The sequence below is a fragment of the Micromonospora sp. CNB394 genome (assembly GCF_000374985.1).
Lineage (GTDB): Bacteria > Actinomycetota > Actinomycetes > Mycobacteriales > Micromonosporaceae > Micromonospora > Micromonospora marina.
In genome coordinates this window covers 70,724-86,937 of sequence record NZ_KB895834.1, presented here as the reverse complement: position 1 = coordinate 86,937, position 16,214 = coordinate 70,724, and the positions used below count along the sequence as shown (strand labels likewise).

Sequence of the window (16,214 nt, the reverse complement as noted above, 5' to 3'; positions counted from 1 at the left end):
AGTAGTCGAGGGCGGACGCGGGGACGGTCAGTGTCACGTGCGGGTTCCTTCCAGGTGGGCGAGGACGCCGCGCGCCACGGCGACGGCCATCGCGTCGAGCGCGTCGGTGGTCATCGCCGCCATGTGCGGAGTGGCGAGGACGCGGGGGTGGTGCAGCATCGCGTCGTCGGCGGCGGGGGGTTCGGGCGCGAAGACGTCCACCGCGTAGCCACGCAGCCGGCCGGCGTCGAGTGCGGCGAGGACCGCCGGGCCATCCACCACCCCGGCCCGCGCGGTGTTGACGAGCAGCGCGTGCGGACGCATCCGGGCCAGCGCGGCGGCGCCGATCAGGCCGGTGGTCTGCGGGGTCTGGGGCACGTGCAGGCTCACCACGTCCGATTCGGCGAGCAGCCGGTCCAGGTTGACCAGGTGGACGCCGTCCGGCGGCTCGGTGACCGCGACGTCGTACCCGAGGATCGTCATGCCCATCCCTCGGGCACGGGCGGCGACGCCCCGGCCGATCGCGCCGAGGCCGACCAGGCCGAGCGTGCGGCCGGTGAGCATGGTGCCGGTCAGTCCGGCGGCGACGACCGAGCCGGGCAGCGAACGTCCGGCCGGGAAGCCACCGGCGGCCAGCGTGACCACGGCGGCGCTGAGCTGCCGGGCGAGCGCGAGCGCGGCCAGGACGACGAACTCGGCCACCGACTCGGCGTTCGCGCCGGGCGTGCCGACCACGGAGATGCCCAGCCGCTTCGCGGCGGCCAGGTCGATGCCGTCGAGCCCGGCGCCGTGCCGGCCGATGACCCTGAGCCGGGGCGCGGCGTCGAGCATCATGGCGGTTACCGGGGAGGAGCGCACCACGAGCGCGTCTGCGGTGGCCAGCGGTCCGGCGGCGAGCGCCGCGGGGTCGGTGACGTTGGCGACGAGCACCTCACCGGCGGCGTGCAGCAGCCGCATCCCGGCGTCCGCGATGGGCTCGGTGAGCAGGATCTGAGGGGACATTGCCGTCCTTACCAGCCGGTGTAGCAGGTCACCGGCACGCTGTAGAAGTCGCGGGCGTAGCCGCCCTGCTCGCGTGGGCCGTGGTTGGAGGCCCCCGTGCCGCCGAACGGCAGGTGCAGCTCGGTGCCGGCGGTGGGCAGGTTGACGGTGACGATTCCGGCGCGGGCGTCGCGTTTGAACCGTTCGGCCGCCGACAGGGAAGTGGTGACGATTCCGGCGGACAATCCGAAGTCGGTGTCGTTGGCCAGGGCGATCGCCTCGTCGAGGTCGTCGGCGCGGATCACGCAGGACACCGGGCCGAAGATCTCCTCGCGGGCCACCCGCATGTCGTTGCGCGCGCCGACGAGCAGTGTGGCCCGCATGAACTGCCCGTCGTGCGTCCCGCCGGCCGCCACGATCGTCCCCTCGTCCCGGCCGATCCGGACGTAGGCGAGGTTCTGGTCGAGCTGGCCGGCGCTGACCACCGGGCCGAGCTGGCTGTCCGGGTCGAGCGGGTCACCGACCCGGAGTGCCCGCGTCGCCTCGGACAGCGCGGCCACGAACCGGTCGTGGATGCCGGCCGCCACGATCAGCCGGCTCGACGCGGTGCAACGCTGGCCGGTGCTGAAGAAGCTGCCGTCCAGAGCGCAGCGCACCGCCACGTCCAGGTCGGCGTCGTCGCAGACCACGAGCGGGTTCTTGCCGCCCATCTCCAGCTGGAATCGCTTGTTGCCGTGAGCGATGCAGCGCTGGGCGACGTGTGCGCCGGTGCGGGTGCCGCCGGTGAAGGAGATGCCGTCGAGGCCGTCGCTGGTGAGCAGTTCCTCCCCGACCACCGAGCCGGCTCCCATGACCAGGTTGAACACGCCGGGCGGGACATCTGCTCCGGCGATGATCCGGGCCAGTTCCCCGGCACTGGCGGGCACCAGCTCGGCGGGCTTGAGCACGACCGTGTTGCCGTACGCGAGTGCCGGCGCGACCTTCCACGCCGGGATCGCCAGCGGGTAGTTCCAGGGCGTGATGATCCCGACCGCCCCCAGCGGACGGCGGCGGACCTCGGCGTGCACGTCGGGCCGGGTGGAGGCGTAGACCTCGCCGGTGGGTTGCAGCAGCTGGTGGGCGTAGTAACGGAACGTCTGGCCGGCCCGGACTACCTCGCCGCGGGCCTCGGCGAGCAGCTTGCCCTCCTCGCGGCTGAGCAGCATGGCGAGTTCGTCGGCACGGTCCAGGATCGTGCCGCCGATCCGGTCCAGCATTCGCATCCGGTCGCCGACGGGCAGCTTCGCCCATCCCGGACCGGCCCGGCGGGCCGCCTCGATCGCCGCGCGGGTGGTGTCCCGGTCGGCGGCGGCGTACTCGCTGACGACCTCGCCAGGGCGGGCCGGGTTCAGGTTCGGCCGCCGTTCCCCGTCGATCCACTCACCGTCGACGAGATTGCGGTGGTACGGCACCGGCACGGCTACCGCCCCGCGCCGACGGCGGCGACCGGGTCGTCCTGCGGGCCGGCGTTCTCCGGGAAGTGGCAGGCGACCTGGTGACCGGCGCCGGTGAGCTTGGGGGTCTCGGCCGCGCAGATGTCCTGTGCCTTCCAGCAGCGGGTCCGGAACCGGCAGCCGGACGGCGGGTTCAGCGGGCTCGGCACGTCGCCGCTGAGGATCACCCGCCGGCGCTCGGTCTCGACGAGCGGGTCGGGAATCGGCACCGCCGACAGCAGGGCCTGGGTGTACGGGTGGCGCGGCCGGTCGTACATGTCCTCGCACTCCCCCACCTCCACGACGGAGCCGAGGTACATCACCGCGATGCGGTCGCAGAGGTGCCGCACGACTGCCAGGTCGTGGGCGATGAACATCATGGTCAGGCCCAGTTCCTCCTGGAGTTCCTCGAGCAGGTTGACGATCTGCGCCTGCACCGAGACGTCGAGCGCGGAGACCGGCTCGTCGGCGACGATGAACTGCGGGTTGCTGACCAGGGCGCGGGCGATGCCCACACGCTGGCGCTGGCCGCCGGAGAACTCGTGCGGATACCTGTCGTGCCACTTCTCGCTGAGCCCGACCAGTTGCATGGTCTGCAGCGCCTTGGCCCGGCGACCCGCCGCCGGCAGGTCGGAGTGCACGAGCAGCGGCTCCTCGATCAGCTCGCCGATGGTCATCCGGGGATTCAGCGAGGCGAACGGGTCCTGAAAGATCATCTGCATCTGCCGGCGCATGGCCCGCATCCGCCTGCGGTCCAGTGTGGTCAACTCGATACCGTCGAAGGTGACGGTGCCCTGGCTGGGCTTGAGCAGTTGGAGGATGGCCCGGCCGGTGGTGGACTTGCCGCAGCCGGACTCGCCGACCACGCCGATGATCTCGCCGGGCCGGATGTCCAGGTCCACGCCGGAGACCGCGCGCAGCCGGGCCGGCAGCAGCGAGCCGCGGACCGGAACCTTGAAGTCGACAACGAGGTCACGGACCCGCAGCAGGGGTTCGGGGACGGTCTCCGGGGTGGGCGGCATCAGCGCACCTCCGCGCTCTGGTCGGCGTAGCGGTCCTCGGTGGTCAGCCAGCCGCCCTGCTCTGCCGGGCGCATGCCCCAGCAGCGGGTGAGCTGGTCGCGGTCCGGCGCGCGCCGGACGGTGGTCAGGCCGGGCGCCTCGTCTCGGCAGACGCCACGGGCGTGGACGCAGCGCGGCGCGAACCGGCAGCCGGGCGGGATCTCCGACAGTTCCGGCGGGCGGCCGGCGATGGGGCGCAGCTTGCCGCCCCGGACCTGGTCGAGGCGGGGCACCGAGCCGAGCAGACCCCAGGTGTACGGCATCTGCGGCTGGTGGAACAGGTCGACGGTCCCGGCGCGCTCGACGATCTGGCCCGCGTACATGACGTTGACGCGCTCGGCCATGCCGGCGACCACGCCGAGGTCGTGGGTGATGAACAGGACCGCGGTGCGTGTCTCCAGGGCCAGTTCCCGGAGCAGGTCCAGCACCTGCGCCTGGATGGTGACGTCGAGCGCGGTGGTGATCTCGTCGGCGAGGATCAGCCGCGGCCGGCAGGAGAGCGCCATGGCGATCATGACGCGCTGCCGCATGCCGCCGGAGAGCTGGTGCGGATACGAGCTGAGCCGGGTGTCCGCCGCCGGGATCCGTACCATCTCCAGCAGCTCGACCGCCCGCTTGCGCGCGGCGCGGCGGTTCATCCCGAGGTGCAGTTGCAGCGGCTCGGTCATCTGCCGGCCCACGGTCAGCACCGGGTTCAGCGAGGTCATCGGATCCTGGAAGATCATCGAGATGCCCTTGCCGCGGACGGCTCTCAGGTCCCGCGCGGACAGCCGCAGCAGGTCCCGCCCCTCGAAGAGCACCTGACCGCCGGTCACCTGACCGGCCGGCGGCACGATCAGCCCCATGATGGACTGAGCGGTCGCCGACTTCCCGCAGCCGGACTCACCGACAAGGGCGACCATCTCCCCTGCGTCGACAGTGAACGACACCCCGTCCACCGCCGTCACCGAGCCCCGCGCGCCGCGGAATTCGGTACGCAGGTCACGGACCTCCAACAAGGCCATCGATCCCCCTGAGTTAGACTCCCGAACGCCACCATTCGTCATCCCGGAGTGTTGCACAGACGATGTTCGTCGTCTAGGCTCCCGGCAGCGACGAATTCCGTCACTAAGAGTTGGAGCGAGATGGCATCCAAGAGCTCGATCGAGAAAGATCGCAGCATCATCCGGGAGCTCGTTCAGGATCCGAGACAGACGAACGTCGCGCTGGCGGCGAAGGTCGGCCTCTCCGAGGGATCCGTACGACGCCGGGTGGAACGGCTTGTCACCGAGGGTCAGCTGCAGTTCGCCGCGATCCCCAGCGCCGCCTTCATGGGGCGGCCGGTGCACACCCTGTTCGAGATCCAGAGCGCTCCCGGTGCCACCGAAAGGCTCATCGACAAGCTCGCCGGAATGCCGGAGATCGCGTACGTCTACCACGTGACCGGCCAGTTCGACATCATCGCCGTCGGCTACTTCGCCTCCAGCAACGCCATGCGGCGGTTCTGGACCGAGCGGCTCGGCCACCTCGACGGGGTGATGGAGAGCCGGTCGGTGATGGTGCTACGGGTCGCCAAGCGCGCGCACGAGTGGGCGCGCGACATCGCCGTCACGGGGGGCGAGGAAGCCGGCTGGGACGCGAAGGCGGACCCCGGCACACCCGGCGCCGACACCTGACCGACCGGAGAAACCGCAATGCTGCGCATCACGTTGACCCGTCTCTTATCGGTTATTCCAGTCCTCTTCGGGATCTCGGTGATCTCATTCCTGGTCATCCGCATGATCCCCGGCGACGTGATCAGCTCGATCATGGGCCAGGACTTCGGCGACCCCGCGATCGAGGCGGAGATGCGCCGCTACTTCGGGCTCGACATGCCCGTGTACGAGCAGTTCCTGAGATGGTTGGGCGCCCTGGTCCAGGGCGACTTCGGCACCTCGATGCGCTCCGGCCAGCCGGTACTCGAAGAGATCATGCAGCGCCTTCCGTCCACACTCCTGCTGGCCGTGTCGGCGCTGCTGGTCTCGATCCTCATCTCGATTCCGCTCGGGGTGCTCAGCGCGACCAGGCGCAACGGGCTGCTGGACGCCACCACCCGGGTCGGCTCGCTGGTCGGGCTGTCGCTGCCGAACTTCTGGCTCGGCATCCTGCTGGTGTACGTCTTCTCGGTGTCGCTGGGCTGGCTGCCGTCTCAGGGCGCGGGCGAGGGCGGGGGCTTCGGGGAGACCCTGAAGCACCTCGTCCTCCCCGCCGTGACGCTGGGCTCCAGCCTCGCCGCGATCAGCATGCGGATGACCCGTTCCAGCATGCTGGAGGTGCTCAACCAGGACTACGTGCGCACCGCCCGCGCCAAGGGCCTGCACGAGCGGGTGGTCATGGCCCGGCACGCCCTGCGCAACTCGCTGATCCCGGTGGTGACGGTGCTCGGCATCCAGGCCGGCGCGCTGCTGGGCGGCACCGTCATCGTCGAGCAGGTGTTCGCCTGGCCGGGCCTGGGGACCATGGTCATCCGCGGCATCTCCCAGCGCGACTACCCGGTCGTCCAGGGCACCCTGCTCTTCCTGGCCTTCTTCTACGTCGTCGTCAACTTCCTCGTAGACCTCATCTACACCTACCTGGATCCGAGGTTGCGCAGTGGTCACTGATGTCGCTTCCGACCGCAGCCGCGCCGCGGCACCGGCCCGCAGGACCCACCGCAGCGTGGAGTTGCTGCGCCTGATCTGGCGTGACCGGGTGGGCGCGATCGGCCTGGTCATCGTGGTGCTGATGGGTGCCGCCGCGGCGCTAGCACCGCTCATCGCCCCGTACGACCCGACGGCCATGTCGAACCAGCGGCTCGCCCCGCCCGGCGGCGACTTCCTGCTCGGTGCCGACGAGGCCGGCCGGGACCTGCTCAGCCGGGCCCTCTACGGCGCACGCACCTCGCTGGCGGTCAGCCTGGTCGTGGTGACCTGCGCCGGCGCGGTCGGCGTCCTGCTCGGACTGCTCGCCGGCTTCTACCGGGGCTTCCTCGACGCAGTCATCACGCCCGCCACCGACATCATGTTCGCCTTCCCCACGCTGCTGCTGGCTCTGGCGGTCGTGGCCGCCCGGGGACCGGGCACGGAGAACCTGATCCTGGCCCTGATCCTCGTCTTCATCCCGAGCTTCGCCCGCATCGTGCGCGGCACGGCGATGTCGGTGCGCCGCGAACCGTATGTGGAGTCCGGTCAGGCGGTCGGGCTGAGCAACACCCGGCTGATCTTCAAGTACATCCTGCCCAACTCGGTCGCCCCGATCGCCGTGCAGTTCACCACGAGCCTCGCCACCGCGATCCTGGTCGAGGCGTCACTGGGCTACCTCGGGCTCGGCGTGCAGCCGCCCCAGCCGTCCTGGGGCTCGATGCTCTCCAGCGGCAAGGCGTTCATGGAGCTGTCGATCTGGCCGTCCGTGGTCCCCGGCGTCTGCATCATGATCGCGGTGCTGGGCTTCAACCTGCTGGGCGACACGCTCCGCGACGTCCTCGACCCGCGACTGCGCGGCCGGTCCAGCCGCTGATCCCTCGCACCCCTCGCCAAGGAGCAACGTGGAAAGCATCGACGAACACCTGGTTCGTCAACTGTCGGAATGGTCGGCGGGCCGTCCGGTGCCCGCGGAGCAGTCGCCGGACGCCGCCGTCGACGCCGGCTTGCTGCTGGACTACTTCGACGCCCAGATCCAGAGCCGCCACCTCGACCTCGCGCTGCGCTGGTTGCAGTCGAAGCGGGAGGGCTTCTACACGATCGGGTCCAGCGGCCACGAGAGCAACGCCGCTGTCGCGCTGGCCCTGCGCCCGACCGATCCGGCGCTGCTGCACTACCGGTCCGGGGGCTTCTACGCCGCCCGGGCCGGCCAGGTTCCCGGGTCCACTCCGATCGCCGACGTGCTGCACTCCGCTGCCGCGTCCCGGCGGGACCCGATCTCCGGCGGCCGGCACAAGGTCTTCGGGCACCGGGTGCTCAACGTCATCCCGCAGACCTCGACGATCGCCTCACACCTGCCCCGCGCGATGGGCATGGCGTTCGCCCTGGACCGGGGCGTCGGTGACACCGGCTATCCGGCTGACGCGGTGGTGGTGTGCAGCTTCGGCGACGCCTCGGCCAACCACTCCACCGCCGCGGGCGCGCTGAACGCCGCCGGCTGGGTCGCCCACCAGGGACTCGGGATGCCGGTGCTGTTCGTCTGCGAGGACAACGGCATCGGCATCAGCACCCGCTCCCCGCAGGGCTGGGTGGAGCGGATGCTGTCCGCGCTGCCGGGCCTCGACTACACCGCTGCCGACGGCACTGACCCCGCGCGGCTGCTCGCCATCGCCGCCGAGGTGGCCCATCGGGTACGCGCCGAACGCCGGCCCGCCGTGCTGCACCTGCGCACGGTCCGGTTCATGGGCCACGCCGGTTCCGACGCGGAGCTGGCGTACCGGTCCCGGTTGGAGATCCTCGCCGACTACGCCCGCGATCCGCTGCTGGCCACGGCGGCGGTGCTGGCCCGGCGCGGGATCCTCGGCCCGGCCGAGAGCCTGGCCCGCTACGAGCAGACGCGCAAGCTGGTCATGGACCAGGCCGAGGCGATGCTCGGGCGGGTCGAGCGGCTGCCCGACGCGGCGGCGGTGACCGCTCCGCTCACCGAGCGCCGGACCGACCGGGTCGCCGCGGCTGCCGGACGGGCCGGCGCCGGGCGGGAGAAGGTGTTCGGCGGCAGGCTCCCCGAGTCGCGCGGACCACTCACGCTCGCCCAGTCGGTGAACGCCGCCCTGCACGACGCGCTGCTCACCTGGCCGCAGGCCCAGGTCTTCGGCGAGGACGTGGCCCGCAAGGGCGGCGTCTACGGCGCCACCCGCGGGCTGCGCAAGGCGTTCGGCGCGAACCGCGTGTTCGATACGCTGCTGGACGAGCAGACCATCCTCGGGGTGGCGCTCGGCAGCGCGCTGGCCGGCACGCTGCCGATTCCGGAGATCCAGTACCTCGCCTACCTGCACAACGCCGAGGACCAGCTGCGCGGCGAGGCCGCCTCGCTGCGGTTCTTCTCCGCCGGGCAGTACGGCAACGGCATGGTGGTCCGGATCGCCGGGCTGGCGTACCAGAAGGGGTTCGGCGGGCACTTCCACAACGACAACTCGGTGGCCGTGCTGCGGGACATCCCCGGGCTGTCGCTCGCCGTCGCGTCCCACCCGGCCACCGCCCCGGCGCTGCTGCGGCAGTGTCTCGCGCTGGCCGAGCAGGAGAAGCGGGTCTGCGTGTTCCTCGAGCCGATCGCGCTCTATCACACGCGCGACCTGCACACCGACGGCGACGGCGGCTGGCTGGCCCGGTACGCCCCGCCGGACGAGTGGGCGGCCACCGAGGCGCCGCTCGGGCAGGTCCGCACCGTCCGCGACGGCGGCGACCTGGCGCTCGTCACGCTCGGCAACGGGGTGCCGATGAGCCTGCGGGTGGCCGGGACGCTCGCCGCCGAGCGGGGCGCCGGAACCCGTGTCGTGGACCTGCAGTGGCTCGCGCCGCTGCCGGCAGCGAGCCTGCTCGCCGCGCTCGACGGCGTACCCCGGGTGCTGGTGGTCGACGAGACGCGGGCCGGCGGCGGGGTGTCCGAGGCGGTGGTGGCCGCCCTGGTCGACGCCGGTTACCCGGGCCGGATCTCCCGCGTCAACAGCGTCGACAGCTACGTCCCGCTGGGCCCGGCGGCCGACCACGTCCTGCTCGGTGAGCACGACGTGCTGACGGCCGCCCGCGCGCTGCTCGACTGACGCACGGCACGACGAAGGCGGCCCACCGGATCATCCGGTGGGCCGCCTCCCGTTCGGCCGCCTCAGTACCCCAGATCGGGCTGCCGCTTCAGGCCGGCCAGCTGCTCGCCGGCCAGGTAACGCTCCAGGTTGACGCAGAAGTCGGTGTAGAGCCGCTGCAGGTTGCCGGTGCCGCGGAACGACGTGTGCGGGGTGATCGTCGTGTTCGGCAGGCCCCACAACCGGTGATCGGCCGGCAGCGGCTCCTCCTCGAACACGTCCAGCACCGCGCCGGCGATCCGGCCGGACCGCATCGCGTCGACCAGGGCGTCCTCCACCACGAGGGCGCCCCGCCCGACGTTCACCAGCACCGCCGACTCCTTCATCGCCGCGAAGTGCGCGGCGTCGAAGAAGTAGCGGTTCTCGCTGGTCAGCGGCATGGCCAGGACCACCGAGTCGGCCTCCGACAGCACGGCCGTGTGCTCGGCGTACGGGATCACCCGGTCGAAGCCCTCGGCCGGGATGCCGGAACGGTTCACGCCGATCACGTCGACCCCGAGGGCACGGGCCCGCCAGGCCACCTCGCCGCCGATGCCGCCGGTGCCGAAGATCAGCATCGTGCTGCCGATGAAGTCCCGGCCGGTGATCCGCACCCACTCCCGGCGCTCCTGTGCCTCCCGGTGTTCCGGGAACGCGCGGAAGCGCATCAGCACCGCGCCGACGGCGTACTCGGCGATCGGCACGTTGTAGGAGTTGGGCGACCGGGTGTAGAGCAGCCCGTCGGCGAGGCGGCGCTGCATCAGCTCGCCGCCCACCCAGTCGAACCCGGCCGCGGTGATCTGCACCCACCGCAGCCGGTCGCACTTGGCCAGCAGCTCGTCGAAGGTGTCCTCGTTCATCGCGCTGCGCAGGATCACCTCGGCGTCGAGCCACTCCTCGCGGACCGGCTCACCGTCGGGGACCGGGCTGAACCGGCACTGCGGGAACCGCTCCCGCAACTGCGGGAGCAGGTCCGACAGGTTGGGGGTGAGCAGGACGTGCGGTCCCGCCGCGGCGCCGGTCACGAGGACTCCTGCGCACGCTTCCGGTTGTTGTACGTCACGCCGCCCTTGGCCCAGTTGTCGTACGACACCTCGTAGAGCAGGACGTGGGTGTTCTCGCGCGGAGAGCCGTACTTGACCAGCACGTCGGTCAGGTCCGCGATCATCGCTTCCTTGGTGGCCTGATCCCGCTTGCCGATCTCGGCCCGGATGATTGCCATGTCAGTTCTCCCTGCTCGTGGTCGCAAAGTCCGGGTTGCGCTCGTACTCGGCCTTGACGGCCAGGTAGGCGAAGGCGTGCGTGACGCGGGTCTTCAGCACACCGTCGAAGACCTCGCGCGCCTTTCCGGCGTCGCCGTTGTAGTAGTGCCAGTTGCCGAGGCCGTACCCCTGGGTCACGGTCTTGAGGCTGTTGCCGTCGCACATCGCCCACAGCTCGTCCGGGCCGATCTGGCCGGTGTAAAGCCTCATCCGGCCCTCGTAGCCGACCAGGTGCGGTTCGTCGACCAGGTCGACCTGACGGAACCGGTCGAGCACCTCCTCGGCCTCGGCGGTGCGGCCGAGGCGCCGCAGCGCCATGTACTGCCAGTCCTGCGACGCCACCAGCCCCTCCTGGTGCCGGGACGCCTTCTCCGACTCGGCGAAGCTGGGCAGGCAGCCCTCCAGGTCACCGGCGAGGTACTGGGCGACGCCGAGGTGATACCAGACGGAGGCGTGCAGCGTGGTGTGGTACCGACCGAGGATCTCCGGGTCCGCGGCGGCGTCGGCGTCGCTGAGGTGCTGCGGGCGTACGTCCTCGGGCCGGCCGAGGATCAGGCTCACGACGTCCTTCTCCACCTCCGGCTGGTACATCTCGTACTCGTCCTCGACACCGGCGAGCTGGTCGGCGGCGGCGCGCAGGTCGGCGATCGCCCCGGCGTAGTCACTGATGGAGATCCGGCGGTGACCCCGGAAGCGCAGCAGGCGCGGGCTGTTCGGCTCCAGTTCGAGCGCCTCGGTCAGCAGGGCCACGGACTCCTCGTGCTTGCCGAGGTAGCCCTTCAGCCGGGCGGCGATGATGTAGCGGTGGGTAAGGGGTACGGACGTCATGGATTCCCTTTCGTCGCGGGTGCGGCGGAGGGGACGCCTTCGGGTGGCGTCCCCTCCGCGCTCGTCAGCGGTCCAGCCAGAGGTGCCGGTAGAAGCGGTACGTCGGCGTCGGGTCACCCCGGTAACCCATGACGTCCTTCTGCACCACGTCGAAGTCGGCGTTCAGGAACGTCATGGCCACCGGGCCGCGCTCGGCCAGGATCTTCTCGGCCTGCTGGTAGAGCTCGGCGCGCTTGTCCCGGTCCATCTCGGAGCGGGCCCTGACGACCAGGTCCTCGTACTCGGCGTCGGACCAGTTGCCGTAGTTCAGGCCGCCGCCCTTGAGGAAACTGGCGGTGAACCGCTCGTCCGGGTCGTAGGTGAGGCCGAAGCCAGACTGGTACATGTCGAAGTCACCGGACTTCGTCTTGGTGTCGGCGATGGTGGCCTCCACCGACTCCAGCGTCACCTTGATGCCGATCTTGGCGAGCTGCTGCTGCTCCACCTCGGCCGAGCGCACCTGGAACGCCGAGGTGGCGATCACCATCAGCTTGGCGTCGAAGCCGTTCGGGTAGCCCGCCTCGGCCAGCAGCGCCTTCGCCTTCTCGACGTCCGGCTTGCCGTACACCGGCTCCTTGAGCGCGCCGAACCGGTCCGACGGCAGGTAGCCGGCGTTGAGCGCGGTGCCGAAGCCGGAGTTGGCGACGTCCAGGATCTCCTGCCGGTCCAGCGCCGTGTAGATGGCCTGCCGGACCTTGACGTTGTCGTACGGCGCCTTCGAGGTGTTCAGCCGTAGGTGCAGCGACAGCGAGCCGGAGCCGCCGTACCACTTGAGCTTCTCGTCGCGCTTGAGCGCGTCGATGAACTCGGGCGCGGGCCGCCAGAGGAAGTCGACGGTGCCGCTGCGCACGGCGGCGGCGCGGGCGTTGTCGTCCGGGTTGAAGGTGAAGTCCAGGCCGTCGAGGTACGGGACGCCGGACTCCCAGTACTTGTCGTGCTTGTCCAGCTTGATGGCCTGGCCGGTGGTCCGGGCGGCCAGCTTGAACGGGCCGCTGCCGCCGTCGACGCTGCCGTTCAGGTCGCCCTGGGACTCGATCACCGTCTTGTCGACGATCGACGACGCGGCGGTGGACAGCAGGGTCAGGATGGCCGCATTGGGCTTGGCCAGCTTCATAACGACGGTACGCTCGTCGGTCGCCTCGACCGAGGTGATGCCCTCGTAGCTGCGCGCCCGCGGCGCCCGGGTGGCCGGGTCCTTGATCCGCTCGATCGAGTACTTCACGTCCGCGGCGGTCACCTTGCGGCCACTGTGGAAGTAAGCGTTGCCGCGCAGCTTGAACGTGACGGTCAGGCCGTCCGCGCTCTGCTCCCACGACTCGGCGATGGCCGGCTTGATCTCACCCCGGTACGACTGCACGAGCGACTCGTAGATCTGCTCGTTGATGACGAAGGCCGAGGTCTCCGACATCCGGTGCGGGTCGAGCTCGTTGGCGTCCAGGCGGATCATGATCCGCAGGCGGCCACCGGGCTTCGGCGTGCCGGCGGCCTGCGTCTCGTCCTCCAGCTTGACGTTGCCGGTGAGGCCGTCGCTGGCGTTACCACCGGACTTGCCCGACGGCGGCTCGCCGCCTCCGCAGCCGGCCGCGAGCGTCGCCACGACGCCCACCGCCAGCGCTCTCATCAGAATTCGGGTACGCATGAGTCTCCTTGGCAGTGTCACGATTAGTGATTCAGGCCGGCTTCCATGCCTCCCCATAGACCCGGAGCCAGTTGCCCCCGAGGATCTTGGTCACGTCCTCCGGCGAGAAGCCGCCGGTCAGAAGCGCCGCGGTGATGTTGGGGAAGTCCGCGGCGTCGTCCATGCCGATCGCCCGGCGCTCCGCCCAGCCGAAATCGCCCAGCAGGTTCCGGTGCTCCGTCGAGTTCGCCTGCGCGATGCTCTCGAGCTGCGCGATCCGCATCTCCTCGGTCCACGTCTCGTCGTAGTCGGTGGCGACGGCGACGTGGTCGACGCCGGTCACCTCCACCACACGGCAGACGTGCTCCACGAAGCGGTTCAGGTCCGGACGACGGGACGGGTCGTCCGGGTGGTACAGGAACCCCGACAGGGTGGTGATGCCCATGACGCCGCCCTGCTCGGCGAGGCACCGCAGGTAACCATCCGACTTGGCACGGATGTGCGGCGACAGCGCGTCGCAGAAGGCGTGCGTGACGACGACGGGCTTGCCGGAAGCGTCCATGGCGTCCAGGCCGGTGCGCTCACCGCAGTGTGAGACGTCGACCAGGATGCCCAGCTCGTTCATCTCTCGCACGAAGGCACGGCCCCGGTGCGTCAGTCCCGAGTCGGTGATCTCGCCGCAGCCCGCGCCGAGCAGGTTCTGCCGCTGGTAGGTCAGTTGGAGAATGCGGACGCCCAGGTCGTGGAACGTGCCGAGCAGATCGAGGTCCACCCCGATCATCTCGGTGTCCTGCGGGCCGAGGATGACGGCCTCCCTGCCCTCGGCCTTCGCCCGGTGGATGTCGTCCACCGTCAGGGCGAGCAGTACCTCGTCTTGGTGCGCGTCGATCCACCTGCGGCAGCGGTTGACTTCACGCAGGGCGGTGACGGTGTCCGCGTACGGCCGGGTGACCGTGTGGTTGACCGCGGTGACGCCGCCTCGCCGGATCCGGTCGAGATGGGCGTCGCTGAGCTCGATCACCGTACTGCCGTCCACCACTGTGGCGGCGGCGTGCAGATCGGTGGCGGTGCGAGCGGGATGGCCGGTGGCGGCAGTTTTCACGTCATCTCCAGATCGTCAGAAGATGTCGAGACTCTACGAGGCACGCCAGTTGTTGTCCATAAAAACTCATCAACTCGTCGCTAGAGAGCCTGGTTGCGACGAATTTCGTCGTTTCTGCGTTGGCAAATCGATCGAGGGTGGCCGGTCCGGCGCGAAGGGGTCGAAGCATCACCAAAAAGTCAAGGGAGACAAGTGGCCCTGCTGGCTGTCCGCCAGGGACGGCGCGGCGGCGCACGGAAATGACCGCGGCTCCCCCTCGCCCGGGAGCAGGCATGTTCGATAGGATCGAACATGCCGGGCGGATCCCCCGCCACCGCAACAGGAGGTCCTCGTGCGGTCCATGGACAGTCAGGCACCGTCGGAGCAGGCCACACCCGGTGGCGCTGCGGACGAGAGCACCCCGGCGGGCGTGGTCGGCGCCCGGATCCGGCGGTACCGCAAGGAGCGCGGGCTCACCCTGCGCGGCCTCGCCTCCCGCTCCGGCCTGTCGATCGGCTTCCTGTCCCAGGTCGAGCGCGGCATCTCCTCCATCGGGTTGACCGCGCTCGGCAGCGTCGCCAAGGCGCTCGACCGGTCGGTGGCCGACTTCTTCGACGCCGGCACCGCCGCGTCGGACAGCACTGTCTCCTCGCTCCCCCATCACTTCACGCTGACCAGGGCGGAGACGGCGGCCACGCAGTACGTGTCCGGGCAGCAGACCTACCGCATGCTCTCCGACCGCGGGCCGGACCTGGTGCTCGAACCGATGCTCGTGCACATAGCGCCGGGCGGGCGCCGGGAGAACGCGTACGGCCACCGGGGCGAGGAGTTCGCCTACGTCATCTCCGGTGAGCTGCTCTACGAGGTGGAGGGCGTCGAGCACCGGCTGCTCCCGGGTGACAGCGTGCACCTGCGCTCGTCGGCGCCGCACCAGATGTACAACGACACGGACTCGGTGACGACTGTGGTCTCGGTCGTCACGCCCCGCCTGTTCTGAGACACGCCGAACTCCACGCTTGTTCATGTCGGTGAACAAGCGTGGAGCAGGCACCGGGGTCAGCCGCCGATCGCGGTCATGGTGGCGTGCCAGATGTCAGCGCCGCTGTCGATGACGGCGAAGTGGTCCCCGGCCTGTTCGAGATACCGGACGTCGTCGCCCGCCTCGCGGGCGGCCATGGCGTACCGGCGGTTGCTGTCGACGAGGTCGAGGCTGTCCTCCGTCCCCTGCACCAGCAGTGTGGGCACCCCGGCCGGCAGGCGGCGCATCGGGTCGCTTTCGGCGTACCGGCGCGGAGCCGTCGCCGGTGAGCCGCCCAGCGCCGCGGCGACCGCGCCGTCGCCGAGGTAGCGCCGCTCGCCCTCGGTGAGGTCGAGCACCCCGGCCAGCGACACCGCGAGCGCCACACGCGGCCCGCTCGCGCGGCGGGCCAGGTCCGCCGCGGCGCGCAGCGCGAGCTGCCCGCCCGCCGAGTGGCCGAAGACGACGATCCGGTCCAGGTCCAGCGACCAATCGGCGGCGAGGTCCCGCAGCGCGGTGATGCCCGCCTCGACGTCCTGTGTGGTCGCGTCCCAGCCGTGCCGGTCCGGGCGCCGGTACTCCAGGTTCCAGGACGCGTACCCGCGCCGGGCCAGGTCGTCGGCGAGCGCGTCCATCAGGTCGGCGCCCCAGACGGACCGCCAGAACCCGCCGTGCAGCAGCACCGCGACCGGCGCGGGCCCGGTGGGCGAGGCGGACGGCAGCCGCAGGTCGCCCCACTGGTCCGGGTCCGGGCCGTAGGCGATCCGGGTGGCGGGTGCCCGGCGGCGGTGCACGGCGTGCCGGATCGCCCAGGCCAGGCCCGAGAGTCCCCGCCCGGCCAGGTGGACCGCGCCGGGCACCGGCGACTCGACGGTGAGGTCGTACCAGACCACGCCGGACGGCCGCGCGCCGATGAGGGCACGGGCCGGGGCGGTGGGTCCGGGCAGCACCACCACCGGTTGGTCCGTCGTGGCGAGCAACGAGCGGATCTCGTCGGCGGAGGCGGCGGCGACCGCCTCGCCGGTGACGTCCAGTTCGGCGCAGGTGGTGGCGACGAGGGACGACAGCAGCCCGGCGTCGGCCACCAGTCCGGGGCCGGTCACGACGGCGAGCCGCACCG

At 70.9% G+C, this 16,214-nt stretch carries 15 protein-coding genes; 5 read left to right on the top strand and 10 right to left on the bottom strand.

Annotated elements, in window-relative coordinates:
- Window positions 1-33: 33 nt before the first annotated feature.
- From C569_RS0114175 to C569_RS30290, 4 genes are read right to left on the bottom strand one after another with little or no spacing between them, the layout of a single operon-like run.
- Complete coding sequence (locus C569_RS0114175) at window positions 34-981, bottom strand: NAD(P)-dependent oxidoreductase (RefSeq protein ID WP_018786440.1); 948 nt, start codon at window positions 979-981, stop codon at window positions 34-36.
- 8 nt (window positions 982-989) lie between these two features.
- On the bottom strand, window positions 990-2,417 hold the full coding sequence (locus C569_RS0114170; RefSeq protein WP_018786439.1) for an aldehyde dehydrogenase family protein: 1,428 nt from the start codon (window positions 2,415-2,417) through the stop codon (window positions 990-992).
- Window positions 2,418-2,419: 2 nt separating this feature from the next.
- Window positions 2,420-3,454, bottom strand: a complete 1,035-nt coding sequence (locus C569_RS0114165) for an ABC transporter ATP-binding protein (protein ID WP_018786438.1) — start codon at window positions 3,452-3,454, stop codon at window positions 2,420-2,422.
- The gene (locus C569_RS30290) at window positions 3,454-4,497 is read right to left on the bottom strand and encodes an ABC transporter ATP-binding protein (protein ID WP_036345830.1); all 1,044 of its coding nucleotides are present in this window, start codon (window positions 4,495-4,497) and stop codon (window positions 3,454-3,456) included. Before C569_RS30290 ends, C569_RS0114165 begins: the two co-directional genes overlap by 1 nt.
- A 120-nt stretch (window positions 4,498-4,617) precedes the next feature.
- Here C569_RS30290 and C569_RS0114155 point away from each other — a divergent pair, with 120 nt between their 5' ends.
- Genes C569_RS0114155 through C569_RS0114140 form a run of 4 tightly spaced genes read left to right on the top strand, consistent with a single transcriptional unit; the run spans window position 4,618 to window position 9,230 of the window.
- A complete protein-coding gene (locus C569_RS0114155) occupies window positions 4,618-5,148 on the top strand; it encodes an Lrp/AsnC family transcriptional regulator (RefSeq protein ID WP_018786436.1) in 531 nt (176 codons plus the stop codon).
- Between the two features lie 18 nt (window positions 5,149-5,166).
- The gene (gene nikB, locus C569_RS0114150) at window positions 5,167-6,114 is read left to right on the top strand and encodes a nickel ABC transporter permease (protein WP_026268134.1); all 948 of its coding nucleotides are present in this window, start codon (window positions 5,167-5,169) and stop codon (window positions 6,112-6,114) included.
- Window positions 6,104-7,006: an ABC transporter permease gene (locus C569_RS0114145; RefSeq protein WP_051090489.1), complete on the top strand. Its 903-nt coding sequence runs from the start codon at window positions 6,104-6,106 to the stop codon at window positions 7,004-7,006. The genes nikB and C569_RS0114145 overlap by 11 nt, the downstream gene beginning before the upstream one ends.
- Before the next feature lie 49 nt (window positions 7,007-7,055).
- Window positions 7,056-9,230, top strand: a complete 2,175-nt coding sequence (locus tag C569_RS0114140; protein WP_369753502.1) for a thiamine pyrophosphate-dependent enzyme — start codon at window positions 7,056-7,058, stop codon at window positions 9,228-9,230.
- Window positions 9,231-9,292: 62 nt separating this feature from the next.
- On the opposite strand, the gene C569_RS30285 is transcribed toward C569_RS0114140, so the two are convergent.
- The 5 genes from C569_RS30285 to C569_RS30280 all read right to left on the bottom strand — a co-directional run bounded on the left by C569_RS30285 (window position 9,293) and on the right by C569_RS30280 (window position 14,097).
- On the bottom strand, window positions 9,293-10,273 hold the full coding sequence (locus tag C569_RS30285) for a D-2-hydroxyacid dehydrogenase (protein ID WP_018786432.1): 981 nt from the start codon (window positions 10,271-10,273) through the stop codon (window positions 9,293-9,295).
- Window positions 10,270-10,470, bottom strand: coding sequence for a tautomerase family protein (locus tag C569_RS0114130; protein ID WP_018786431.1), 201 nt, complete (start codon window positions 10,468-10,470; stop codon window positions 10,270-10,272). Before C569_RS0114130 ends, C569_RS30285 begins: the two co-directional genes overlap by 4 nt.
- 1 nt (window position 10,471) lies before the next feature.
- Window positions 10,472-11,338 carry a hypothetical protein gene (locus C569_RS0114125; RefSeq protein WP_018786430.1) on the bottom strand — a complete coding sequence of 289 codons (867 nt, stop codon included), beginning with the start codon at window positions 11,336-11,338 and terminating at the stop codon, window positions 10,472-10,474.
- A gap of 64 nt (window positions 11,339-11,402) precedes the next feature.
- On the bottom strand, window positions 11,403-13,016 hold the full coding sequence (locus C569_RS0114120; protein WP_196806727.1) for an ABC transporter substrate-binding protein: 1,614 nt from the start codon (window positions 13,014-13,016) through the stop codon (window positions 11,403-11,405).
- Window positions 13,017-13,047: 31 nt separating this feature from the next.
- Window positions 13,048-14,097 (bottom strand): dipeptidase, encoded by a 1,050-nt coding sequence (locus C569_RS30280; protein ID WP_018786428.1) that lies wholly within the window; start codon window positions 14,095-14,097, stop codon window positions 13,048-13,050.
- A 340-nt stretch (window positions 14,098-14,437) separates the two neighbouring features.
- On the opposite strand from C569_RS30280, the gene C569_RS0114110 reads away from it, so the two are divergent.
- Entirely contained in the window at window positions 14,438-15,073 is a 636-nt protein-coding gene (locus C569_RS0114110) for a helix-turn-helix domain-containing protein (RefSeq protein WP_018786427.1), read from the top strand.
- A gap of 59 nt (window positions 15,074-15,132) precedes the next feature.
- Here C569_RS0114110 and C569_RS0114105 read toward each other — a convergent pair whose 3' ends face one another.
- A complete protein-coding gene (locus C569_RS0114105; RefSeq protein WP_231394792.1) occupies window positions 15,133-16,212 on the bottom strand; it encodes an alpha/beta hydrolase in 1,080 nt (359 codons plus the stop codon).
- Window positions 16,213-16,214: the final 2 nt, after the last annotated feature.